This is a genomic window from Micromonospora sp. DT44 (genome assembly GCF_049841635.1).
Classification (GTDB): Bacteria; Actinomycetota; Actinomycetes; order Mycobacteriales; family Micromonosporaceae; genus Micromonospora.
In genome coordinates, this window is sequence record NZ_JBNCKS010000060.1 from 25,273 (window position 1) to 36,917 (window position 11,645).

Annotated in this window: 9 protein-coding genes; 8 read left to right on the forward strand and 1 reads right to left on the reverse strand. The window is 72.2% G+C overall.

Translation table 11 applies throughout. The features are described 5' to 3' along the window. Positions 1-43 precede the first annotated feature (43 nt). The 4 genes from thrB to prfA all read left to right on the forward strand — a co-directional run bounded on the left by thrB (position 44) and on the right by prfA (position 5,179). Positions 44-988, forward strand: coding sequence for a homoserine kinase (thrB, locus tag ACLQ25_RS27280; protein ID WP_425733632.1), 945 nt, complete (start codon positions 44-46; stop codon positions 986-988). 295 nt (positions 989-1,283) lie between these two features. Then, positions 1,284-3,431, forward strand: coding sequence for a transcription termination factor Rho (gene rho / locus ACLQ25_RS27285; RefSeq protein WP_425733633.1), 2,148 nt, complete (start codon positions 1,284-1,286; stop codon positions 3,429-3,431). 320 nt (positions 3,432-3,751) lie between these two features. Then, complete coding sequence (gene rpmE, locus ACLQ25_RS27290; RefSeq protein WP_088987870.1) at positions 3,752-3,976, forward strand: 50S ribosomal protein L31; 225 nt, start codon at positions 3,752-3,754, stop codon at positions 3,974-3,976. 114 nt (positions 3,977-4,090) lie between these two features. Further along, positions 4,091-5,179 (forward strand): peptide chain release factor 1, encoded by a 1,089-nt coding sequence (prfA, locus tag ACLQ25_RS27295; protein WP_425733634.1) that lies wholly within the window; start codon positions 4,091-4,093, stop codon positions 5,177-5,179. A gap of 150 nt (positions 5,180-5,329) precedes the next feature. Here prfA and ACLQ25_RS27300 read toward each other — a convergent pair whose 3' ends face one another. After that, positions 5,330-6,877, reverse strand: coding sequence for a diguanylate cyclase domain-containing protein (locus tag ACLQ25_RS27300; protein WP_425733635.1), 1,548 nt, complete (start codon positions 6,875-6,877; stop codon positions 5,330-5,332). A 73-nt stretch (positions 6,878-6,950) separates the two neighbouring features. On the opposite strand from ACLQ25_RS27300, the gene prmC reads away from it, so the two are divergent. From prmC to ACLQ25_RS27320, 4 genes are all read left to right on the forward strand, one after another. Beyond that, entirely contained in the window at positions 6,951-7,898 is a 948-nt protein-coding gene (gene prmC, locus ACLQ25_RS27305) for a peptide chain release factor N(5)-glutamine methyltransferase (RefSeq protein ID WP_425733636.1), read from the forward strand. Beyond that, a complete protein-coding gene (locus tag ACLQ25_RS27310; protein ID WP_355052883.1) occupies positions 7,898-8,548 on the forward strand; it encodes an L-threonylcarbamoyladenylate synthase in 651 nt (216 codons plus the stop codon). Before prmC ends, ACLQ25_RS27310 begins: the two co-directional genes overlap by 1 nt. Next, positions 8,549-9,160 (forward strand): phosphotyrosine protein phosphatase, encoded by a 612-nt coding sequence (locus tag ACLQ25_RS27315; protein WP_425733637.1) that lies wholly within the window; start codon positions 8,549-8,551, stop codon positions 9,158-9,160. Positions 9,161-9,266: 106 nt separating this feature from the next. Continuing rightward, a complete protein-coding gene (locus ACLQ25_RS27320) occupies positions 9,267-11,381 on the forward strand; it encodes a transglycosylase domain-containing protein (RefSeq protein WP_425733638.1) in 2,115 nt (704 codons plus the stop codon). The last annotated feature ends 264 nt before the right edge of the window (positions 11,382-11,645 follow it).

Sequence of the window (11,645 nt, forward strand, 5' to 3'; positions counted from 1 at the left end):
GGCGAGCGGCGGAATCGTCGGTGCCGCCCCCTAGCATGGGCGCGTGCCGACGAACTTCACCGCCGGGCCGGTCCGGGTCCGGGTTCCCGCGACGAGCGCCAACCTCGGTCCGGGCTTCGACGCGCTGGGGCTCGCCCTCGGGCTCTACGACGACCTGGCCGCCGAGGTGTCGTCCGGCGGGGTCCAGGTGACGGTGACCGGTCAGGGTGCCGGTGAGCTGCCGGCCGACGATCAGCACCTGGTGGTGCGGGCCATGCGGGCCACCTTCGACGTCCTCGGCGCGCACCCCAAGGGCCTGAGCGTGGAGTGCGTCAACCGGATACCGCAGGCGCGCGGCCTCGGCTCGTCGTCGGCTGCCATCGTGGCCGGGGTGCTGCTGGCCCGTGCCCTGGTCGCCGACGGCGAAGAGCGGCTGGACGAGCCGGCTCTCCTCCGACTGGCCGTCGAGATCGAGGGCCATCCGGACAATGTCGCGCCCTGCCTGCTCGGCGGCTTCACGCTGGCCTGGACCGAGACGGACGGCGCTCGTGCGGTGTCCCTGCCGGTCGCCGACGCCGTCCGACCCACGGTTCTCGTACCCTCCGAGCGCGGCCTGACCGCGACCGCGCGGGCGGCCCTGCCGGCCACCGTGCCCCACGCCGACGCCGCGTTGACCGCGGGACGGGCGGCGTTGCTGGTGCACGCGCTCACCACGGACCCGGCGCTGCTGTTGCCGGCCACCGTCGACCGGCTGCACCAGGATTACCGTGCGGCCGGGATGCCGGGCACGTCGTCGCTGGTCAGCGCGCTGCGAGAGGCGGGTGTGGCGGCTGTGGTCTCCGGGGCCGGGCCGAGTGTGCTGGCGTTCGGCGAGCCGCCAGCGGGCTTCGACGCGGGAACAGACTGGCAGATCTGGAAGTTACCGATAGACGTCAGCGGTGCCCGGGTCGCCCGGGGTAGACTTGGACACGCCGAGCGGGACCCTGTTGCCGCAGGTCGGAAGAGTTGATTACGCTCTAGACCTAGCACAGCCGCGAAGCACGCGATCTCCTGCGGGGCGGCGCACCCCCGAAGCTCTCGGCGGTCAGCCCGTCACCCCTGCCAAGGCCCACGCCGCACCGCAGTTTCCACAGGTCGCCGCAGACGGCGAGACCTACCCACCGACGTTTGGTGGGTCGGGAAACCACCGGCTGCTGTGTCACAGACTCCCGCGACGCGTCCTTGCGAGGCGGGTGAACCGAGGCCGCCCGGCCACCTGAGCTCCGACTCCGGGCAGTCCCGGCCTTATCGAGGGAAGGAATCCATTGAGCGACACCACCGACGTGACGTCGGATGTTTCCAACGTCGCTGGCGATGCCACCGCTGCCGCTCCCGCCCGTCGTCGGCGCAGCGGTACCGGTCTGTCGGCGATGCTGCTGCCAGAGCTGCAGAGCCTGGCCGCGTCGCTCGGCATCTCCGGCACTGCTCGCATGCGCAAGGGTGAGCTGATCGCCGCGATCTCCGAGCGGCAGGGCGGCAACGCCGCCGGAACCCCTCGACCGCGGGCCGAGGTCGCCGCGGCGGCCGCTCCGGCCCGTGAGGAGGTGCGGGAGACCGTGGACCGCCCGGCGGCCGAGGGTCGTAGCACCGACCAGGCACCGGCGGAGCCGGCCACCGAGACCGAGAGCCGCAGTCGTTCGCGGCGCAGCCGGACCGCTGCCGCGGAGGCCCGTACCTCCGAGGTCAGCACCTCCGAGCCGCGTGGCGCCGAGGCCCGCACCGACGAGGTCGAGAGCGGCGAGCGGTCCGAGCGTGGCGAGAACCGCCGTGACCGGGCCGAGCGCAACGACCGCTCCGACCGGGGCGAACGTGCCGACCGCTCCGACCGGGGCGACCGTGCCGAGCGCTCCGACCGGGGCGAGCGTGCCGAGCGCTCCGACCGGGGCGAGCGTGCCGAGCGGGGCGACCGTGCTGAGCGGGGCGACCGTAACGATCGGGGCGAGCGGGCCGCCGAGCGCAACGATCGGGGCGAGCGCTCCGATCGGGGTGAGCGTGCCGAGCGCAACGACCGCAGCGATCGTGCCGAGCGGAGCGACCGCAACGACCGCAACGATCGGGGCGACCGCAACGACCGTTCGGAGCGCGCCGACCGCAATGACCGTGGTCAGCGCGTCGAGCGCGTCGAGCGCGACAGCGACGACGAGGACGGCGAGGGCGGCGGTCGGCGTGGCCGGCGCAGCCGCTTCCGGGACCGTCGACGTGGTCGTGGCGAGCGCGGGGAGACCGGCGGGGAGACCAGCGGCGGCCGTGAGCCGCAGGTCGGCGAGGACGAGGTGCTCGTCCCCGTGGCCGGCATCATCGACGTGCTCGACAACTACGCCTTCGTACGGACGACCGGCTACCTGGCCGGCCCGAACGACGTGTACGTCTCGATGTCCCAGATCAAGAAGTACGGCCTGCGTCGCGGTGACGCGATCACCGGCGCCGTGCGGGCGGCCCGCGAGGGCGGCAACAGCGGCGACCAGCGGCGGGACAAGTACAACCCGCTGATGCGGCTGGACACGATCAACGGGATGGAGCCGGACGAGGCGCGGCGTCGGCCCGAGTTCTACAAGCTCACGCCGCTCTACCCGCAGGAGCGCCTGCGGCTGGAGACCGAGCCGCACATCCTGACCACCCGGGTCATCGACCTGGTCATGCCAATCGGCAAGGGCCAGCGGGCGCTCATCCAGTCTCCGCCGAAGGCGGGTAAGACGATGGTGCTGCAGGCGATCGCCAACGCGATCACCCGCAACAACCCGGAGTGCCACCTCATGGTGGTGCTGGTCGACGAGCGGCCCGAAGAGGTCACCGACATGCAGCGGTCGATCAAGGGCGAGGTCATCGCGGCCACGTTCGACCGTCCGCCGCAGGACCACACCACGGTGGCCGAGCTGGCCATCGAGCGGGCCAAGCGTCTGGTCGAGCTGGGGCACGACGTCGTCGTGCTGCTCGACTCGGTGACCCGGCTCGGTCGGTCGTACAACCTGGCGGCGCCGGCCAGCGGCCGGATCATGTCGGGTGGTATCGACTCCACCGCGCTCTACCCGCCGAAGCGTTTCCTCGGCGCGGCCCGCAACATCGAGAACGGCGGCTCCCTGACCATCATCGCCACGGCGCTGGTGGAGACCGGTTCCATGGCGGACACGGTCATCTTCGAGGAGTTCAAGGGCACCGGTAACGCGGAGCTGAAGCTGGACCGGAAGATCGCCGACAAGCGGACCTTCCCGGCCATCGACATCAACCCGTCCGGTACCCGTAAGGAAGAGGTCCTGCTCGCGCCCGAGGAGCTGGCCATCATCCACAAGCTCCGCAAGGTGCTGCACTCGCTGGACTCGCAGGCGGCGATGGACCTGCTGCTGGACCGCCTCAAGCAGTCCCGCACCAACATCGAGTTCCTGATGCAGATCGCGAAGTCGACGCCGGGGGAGTGATCCCGCACCGGTGACCGACGACGAAGGGGGTACGGCTGCGGCCGTACCCCCTTCGGCATGACCGGCCCGTCCGCCGTCGCGTACCCCGGGTGGGGCACGACGGCCGGACGAATGCCTGCCCGGGCGGCGGGAATGCGGACAGGTAGGCCCGTGTTGACGATGCCGGACGAGGTGTGTGGCCCGCTTACCGGGTCGGCTCAGGCCCATGGCACACTGGTCAATCGGCCACACCGGTTCCGGTTCACGCCCGAGCCCGTCGCGTACGGCGCGACGAGTGATGACGGCGACCCGGCGACCACCAACGAGAGGACCGAGGCGACATGAAGGCAAACATCCACCCGGAGTACACGACCACCGAGGTCAGCTGCTCCTGCGGTAACACGTTCACGACCCGCAGCACCGCCAAGGGCGGGGCGATCCACGTCGAGACCTGCAGCGCCTGCCACCCGTTCTACACCGGTAAGCAGCGCGTTCTCGACACCGCCGGCCGGGTCGCGAAGTTCCAGCAGAAGTACGCCAAGGTTCAGGCCAAGAAGGCCAAGTAACTCCTCGTTCGGCGCCCGTGTCCGGTTTTGTACCGGACACGGGCGCCGTCCGCGTTTCGCCCGCCAACACCCTTGGCCCTCCCGGTGCCGCATCCTCGAAGGAGCATCCGCAGCATGAGCAGCGAGCGTCTGGCCGGACTCCTCGACGAGTACGCGGAGCTGGAGAAGCGGCTGGCCGACCCGGCCATCCACGCCGACCAGGCCACCGCGCGCCGGGTGGGTCGCCGGTACGCCGCGCTGGTGCCGCTGCACAAGGCCGCCGGCGAGCTGGCGCAGGCCCGCGCCGACCTGGCCGCGGCCCGCGAGCTGGTCGACGAGGACCCGTCCTTCGCCGCCGAGGCGGACTCCATCGCGGCGTCCCTGCCGGCCCTGGAGGAGCGCCTCGCCGAGTTGCTCATCCCGCGCGACCCGCACGACGCCAAGGACGTGATCGTCGAGATCAAGGCCGGTGAGGGCGGCGAGGAGTCGGCGCTGTTCGCCGGCGACCTGCTGCGGATGTACACCCGGTACGCCGAGCGGCACGGCTGGATCACCGAGGTGATCGACGCGCAGGATTCCGACCTCGGCGGGGTCAAGGACGTCTCGCTGTCGATCAAGACCAAGGGTGTGCCGGACGGCGGCAACGGTGTCTGGTCGCGGCTCAAGTGGGAGGGCGGCGTGCACCGGGTGCAGCGCGTCCCGGTGACCGAGTCGCAGGGCCGGATCCACACCAGCGCGGCCGGGGTGCTGGTGCTGCCGGAGGCCGAGGACGTCGACGTCACCATCGACCAGAACGACCTGCGCATCGACGTGTTCCGCTCGTCCGGCCCGGGCGGCCAGTCGGTGAACACGACCGACTCGGCGGTACGGATCACGCATGTGCCGACCGGCATCGTCGTGTCCTGTCAGAACGAGAAGTCCCAGCTGCAGAACCGGGAGCAGGCGATGCGGATCCTGCGGGCCCGGCTGCTCGCCGCCGCCCAGGAGCAGGCCGACGCCGCCGCTTCGGACGCCCGCAAGGCGCAGGTACGCACCGTGGACCGCTCGGAGCGCATCCGCACCTACAACTTCCCGCAGAACCGGATCACCGACCACCGGATCGGCTACACCGCGTACAACCTGGACCTGGCTCTCGCCGGCGACCTCGACGGCGTCCTGGACGCCCTGGCCGAGGCCGACCGCGCCGCCCGTCTAGCCGGCGACACAGAACTAACCCGCCGCTAACCGCCCACCCCACCCCACCCCACCCCGCCACCCCGCCCCGCCCCGCCCCCGCCCTCGTCGATCATGGAGTCGTGGTGGGTGGTTGATCCTGTCGTGGGGCTTCCGCGGGGCACCACAAGTCCTTGATCGACCCCGACCGAGGGGGAGTGGTCAGCTCGCGCGGGGGCGGGATTTTGCGCGTAGCATCTCCCGGTCGGCCTGCTCGAAGGCGACGCTGAGCGCGTCGCGCAGCCCGCTGCCGCCGGATACCTCGGCGAAGCCGATGCTCACCCCGACGGGGGTGCCGGGCACCAGCGACTCCCAGTCCTCATTGCGTACCGCCGCCTCGATCCGGCGGGCCACCTCGGTGGCCTCGGTCATGCCCGTGTCCGGGAGCACCACGACGAACTCGTCGCCGCCGTAGCGGGCCACGAAGTCTCCCCGGCGCATCACCCGGTTGATCACCCCGGCGATGCGTTGCAGCACCAGGTCACCGGAGTGGTGGCCGTGCCGCGTGTTGACCGCCTTGAAGCCGTCCAGGTCGCAGACGCCGATGACGACCCGCTCGCCCCGGGTGACGACGGCGGTGATGTACCGCTCCAGGCGACGCCGGTTGGGCAGGCCGGTGAGCGGGTCGGTCAACGCCTCACCCTCGTACCGTGCCGCCTCGCGACGCATCTCCTCGTGGTCGATCCGGGCGGCGATGCCGTCGATGTAGACGTCGCGCAGCCGGTCGTTGCGCTGGGCGGCGAGCCGGAATGCCAGCCGGTCCGCCCGGTGGGCCGCGAGATGGTCGCCGGCGCGGGCGAGCGCGATGCTGCGCAGCCGGGCTGGCTCGGCCGCCCCGAGCGTCTCGGTGGACACCCGGATGGTGTCCAGTCGGGCGACCGCCTCGATGGGCCGACCGTCCGCGACGGCCAGGCAGATCATGCCGAGTTGCCGCAGGTCCCGCGCGCGGGCGCTGTCACCGCCGTGGGTGAGCAGCCGGGACGGGACGGCGTCGCCGGTCGGTTCCAGGGTGTCGCCGAGTGCGGCCTGCCGTGCCGCCGAGTACCCGTACGCGGCGAGGCTGCTGGGTCGGAGCCGCCCGGCCCGCCCGCTGTGGACGAACTGGGCCAGGTCGGTCGCCACGTCCCGCAGCACGCGCAGGCAACCGTCGCTGTCACCGTTGTGGTCCAGCGCCACGGCGTTGCGCAGCCGGATGCCCGGCGCGGCGAACGTCTCCTCCGGGATCCCGGCGGTCAACCCGAGCTGCCGTGCGCGTTCGATCGCGCCCAGGGCGTACCCGTGGAAGCTGAGGTAGCTGTAGGCCATCGCCAGGTCGTGCCAGCCCCAGGCGGTGTCCCGGTCCGGGTCGTCCACGGCGTTCAGGGCCCGCGCTGCCTTGACGAGGTGGGTGACGCAGCGGTCCAGCGCGCCCTGGTGGTGGGCGGCGAGCGCGGCCAGCGCGTTGAGGTGCCCGTGCAGGTAGGGCTCGGCGAGGTCGCGGACGGCCGCCGACGCCTCCTCGATGGCCCGGGTGAACTCCGCCGTCCGACCGAGATTGATCAAGGCGGAGAGACGCTGGACCATGGCGTCCGCGCGGGCCGCCGGGTCCGACGTGGTGCGGATCACACGCTCCAGAAGGGTGTACGACTCCGCGGAGCGACTTGCTTCCTGCAAAGCGCGGGCGTGCGAGAGAGTGTCAACCTGGTCATGGACCCGGTCGAGCCAGCCCACCCACAACCTCCTGTCGTGTGCGCCTCGACGCACCCGTTCATGGCGTCGCCCCGCGACGCCCCATGATTATCGTGTGACCACTCTGCCGCAACACCCCCCCGAAGGGACAGGCCGCACCCGTCCGTCCGCCGCGGTGGCGCGGGCGGCCCGCGTACTCGCCGCGGCCGGCGTAGGCCCGGCGCGCGTGGAGGCCGAACTGCTGACGGCGTACGTGCTGGACGTGCCCCGGGGTCGGCTGGCGCTCGCCGACGATCTGGACGACGCCCAACTGGCCCGCCTGGACGAGCTGGTCGGGCGTCGCGCCGGCCGGGAGCCGTTGCAGCACCTGACCGGTCGGGCGGGTTTCCGGCACCTGGAGCTGGCGGTCGGTCCGGGTGTCTTCGTGCCCCGCCCGGAGACGGAACTGCTGGCCGGATGGGGTGTCGAGCAGGGCCGGGGCAGATCCGAGCCGCTGGTGGTGGACCTGTGCAGCGGCACCGGCGCGATCGCGTTGGCGGTGGCGCAGGAGCTGCCCGGAGCGCGGGTGGTCGCGGTGGAGCGGTCCTCGGCGGCGCTGGCGTGGTTGCGCCGCAACGCGGCCGAGCGGGCGGCGGCGGGGGACCGGCCGATCGAGGTGGTCGAGGCCGACGTGACCGCGCCCGACCTGCTCGCCGACCTGGTGGGTCGGGTGGACGTGCTGCTCTGCAATCCGCCCTACGTTCCGGTCGACGTCGTGGTGCCGCCGGAGGTGGCCGCGCACGATCCGGCGGAGGCGGTCTTCGGGGGCGCCGATGGTCTGGCGGTGATCCGACCGGTGATCGACCGGGCGGCGGCGCTGCTGCGACCCGGGGGCGTGATCGGGGTCGAGCACGACGACACGCACGGTGTGGAGGTGCCGGAGTTGTTCGCCAGCGACGGCCGGTTCGACGCCGTCAGGGAGCATCCGGACCTCACCGGCCGCCCCCGGTACGCCACCGCGTCCCGACGGGCGGACGGCCAGCACACCGTGCCCGGGCGGGCGTGGCAGACTGACTCCTCGTGATGCTCTACGACTGCCGATCGCCCGCCGATCGGGACCGCGGCATCGCTGCGGCCATCGAGGCGGTCAAGAACGGCGAACTGGTCGTCCTTCCGACGGACACCGTCTACGGGATCGGCGCGGACGCGTTCACGCCGTACGCGGTCAAGGCGCTGCTGGACGCGAAGGGCCGGGGTCGGCAGATGCCCCCGCCGGTGCTGATCGGTTCGCGGCACACCCTGGACGGCCTGGTCTTCTCGCTGCCCTCGGCGGCGCGGGACCTGGTGGAGGCGTTCTGGCCGGGAGCGCTGACGATCGTGGTCGAGCACTCGCCGAGCCTGCAGTGGGACCTGGGCGACAAGACCGGCACGGTGGCGGTGCGGATGCCGCTGCACCCGGTGGCCCTGGAGGTGCTGCGCGAGACGGGCCCGATGGCGGTCTCCTCGGCCAACAAGACGGGCCAGCCCGCTGCGGTGACCGCCGAGGAGGCGCGCGACCAGCTCAGCTACTCGGTGCGTGCGTACCTGGAGGCCGGGCCCTGCCCGGACCCGGTGCCGAGCACGATCGTCGACCTGACCGGCGAGGTGCCGCAGTTGCTGCGGGCCGGGGCGATCCCGCTGGAGAAGCTGCGCGACGTCGTACCGGATCTCCTCGACGTCCACCAGGGGGCCTGAGTGCCCCCGTTCACCGTCCTGCACGTCTGCATGGGCAACATCTGCCGCTCACCGATGGCCGAGCGACTGCTGGCCCTCGCGGTGCGGGAGCGGTTGGCGCGGCGTTCGCAGGACCCGGCCACGGCCGAGGAGCTGCTGCACAGCCACAGCGCCGGCACCGGCGGCTGGCACGCGGGCGAGGAGATGAACCCGCCGGCGGCGCGGCAGGTCATCGACCGTGGCGGTGACGTCGACGGGTTCGCGGCGCGCAAGCTGCGCTCGGACCACATCGACGCCGCCGACCTGGTCCTGACGGCCACGGCCGACCAGCAGGAGTACGTGGTGGCGCTCCGCCCGGACGCGGCGGCCCGTACCTTCGTGCTGGGTGAGTTCGGCCGGCTGCTGGCCGCGGTGGACGTCACCGCGCTGCCGGCGGCCGAGGCGACCCCGGAGACGGTGTACGCGCGGGGCGTGGCCCTGGTGGCGGCGGCGCACGACGAACGACTGGGCGCCTCGGCGCTGCCCACCGACGATCTCGACGATCCCTGGGGTCGCGGCGACCAGTGTTTCACCCGGGTCGCGGACGAGATCGAGGAGACGGTCCACCCGCTGGCCGCCGCGCTGCTGCCCTGAGCGCCGTGCGAGTTTCCTCCGGGTTTGGGGAAAACCAGGGGCGAAAGGGGCGTTCCGGGTCATTCTGAACGGGTCCTAGCGTGACCGGCTCCTGCGGGGAGAGCTGATGATCCGGGCCCGACTCGACAAACTGCTGACCGTGGTGATCGCCGGCGTGCTGGCCGGACTGGTGCTGGCCGGGGCCGCCCTGCCCGCCGCCCTGGTCTTCGGGATCGGCTTCAGCGCCCTCAGCACGCCGTACTCGGAGCTGCCCAACACGCTCCGCACGCCGCCCACCGCGCAGCGCTCCAACCTCTACGCCAACGACGGCACCACCCTGATCACCTCCTTCTACCAGGAGGACCGGGTGGAGGTCCCGCTGCACGAGGTCGCCCCGGTGATGCGCCAGGCCATCGTGGCTGCCGAGGACGTCCGGTTCTACCAGCACAGCGGGGTGGACCTGCGCGGTGTGGTGCGCGCCTTCACGGTGAACAAGCGCGACGGTAAGACCCGTCAGGGTGCCTCCACCCTGACCATGCAGTACGTCCGCAACGTGCTCAGCAGCGACCCTCGGCTCACCGAGCGGCAGCGCCAGGCGGCCACCGAGCTCACCACCGCCCGCAAGCTCCAGGAGATGCGGTACGCGCTGGCGCTGGAGCGGGAGCTCAGCAAGGAGGACATCCTCACCCGCTACCTCAACATCGCCTACTTCGGTGCCGGGGCGTACGGGATCGGGGCGGCCAGCAAGCGCTACTTCTCGGTCTCGCCGGCCGAGTTGACCCTGCCCCAGGCCGCGCTGTTGGCCGGTCTGGTCCGGTCGCCGGACAGTGACGACCCGATCAACGGGGACGCCGACAGTGCCCTGCACCGGCGGACGTACGTGTTGGAACGCCTGGTCGAGACGGGTCAGGTACCCGCCGACGCGGCGGCGGCGGCACAGGCCGAGCCGTTGCAGCTGCGGCCCAGCGAGACGCCGAACGACTGCACGGGGGTGCCCGACGGGCATTCGGACTGGGGTTTCTTCTGCGACTGGTTCACCCGCTGGTGGAGCAGCCAGTCGGCGTTCGGTTCGAGCGCCGACGAGCGACAGCGCACGCTACGCCGGGGCGGGTTCTCCATCGTCTCGTCGCTGGATCCGGCCGTGCAGCAGGCCACCACCGAGCAGGTCCTGCGCATCTACCGGCCCACCGAGGCGCGGGCGGTACCCACCGCCGTGGTGCAGCCCGGCACGGGCCGGGTGCTGGCGATGTCGGTGAACCGCAACTACAGCGTCAAGGACAACCCGGTCGGGCAGAAGAACCACCCGAACACGGTCAACCAGCTCGTGGCCGGTGGTGGGGCCATCGACGGGTACCAGGCCGGTTCGACGTTCAAGCTCTTCACCATGCTGGCCGCGCTGGAATCCGGCATGCCGCTGTCGACCGAGTTCACGGCGCCGACGCAACTGCTCACCCGCTTCCCGGCGACCGGCGCGGGTAGCTGTGACGGCCGTTGGTGCCCGGCGAACGCCAGCCCGTCGGCGATGGACGGCCCCCGCACGATGTGGACCGGCTTCGGCCGGTCGGTGAACACCTACTTCGCCTGGCTGACCGAGCGGGTCGGCGCCGACCGGGTGGTGGAGATGGCCGAGCGGTTGGGCATCGTGCTGCGGGCCGACTCCGACGAGCGGCTGGCCCGCTACGGCGCGAAGGACTGGGGCCCGTTCACCCTGGGCGTCGCCGCGACGACCCCGCTGGACCTGGCCACGGCGTACGCCACCGTGGCCGCGGAGGGGACGTGGTGCGCGCCGCTGCCGGTGGTCTCGATCAACGACTCGGCCGGCCGGCCGGTAGATGCCGCCAAGCCGGACTGTCGGCAGGTACTCGACACCGACGTGGCCCGGGCGGCGGCGGACGCGGCCCGCTGCCCGGTGGGCGACCAGTCGATGTACGGGCGGTGCGACGGCGCGACGGCTCCCGATCTGCGATCCCGGCTGGGCCGCCCGGTGGCGGGCAAGACCGGCAGTTCTGAGCGGTACGAGACGGAGACGGTGGTGGCCTTCACCCCGCAGTTGGTGGTCGCCTCGATGGCGGCCAACCCCGACGACCCGCGCGACGCGGTCGGTCAGGCCGTGCAGGCCCGCCTGGTGACCGGGGTGGGCGAGGTGCTCACCAGAGCCCTGCGCAACCAGCCGGTACAGAACTTCGTCCCGCCAAGCGAACGCGCCGCCTTCCAGGTAACCGGCGCCCGAACCACAAACTAACCCCCGCCCCGCCCCTTGTCCCCCCGGCCCCCCCGGGCCCTGCCCCCACCCCGCCCTCGCCGCGCCCTGACGGCGCGGATCATGGAGTTGTGGTGGGTGTTAGGGCCGCCAATGCCCCTTTTGTGGACCACCACAACTCCATGATCGACGGGGGCGGGGGCGGGGGCGGGGGCTGGGGCTGGGGGCGGGGGGTTAGTCCTTGTCGCCTCTGGCGAGGTGGCCCGTTCCGGGCTGAAAATCGTGTTGGTCGCTCGCTGACGTCGT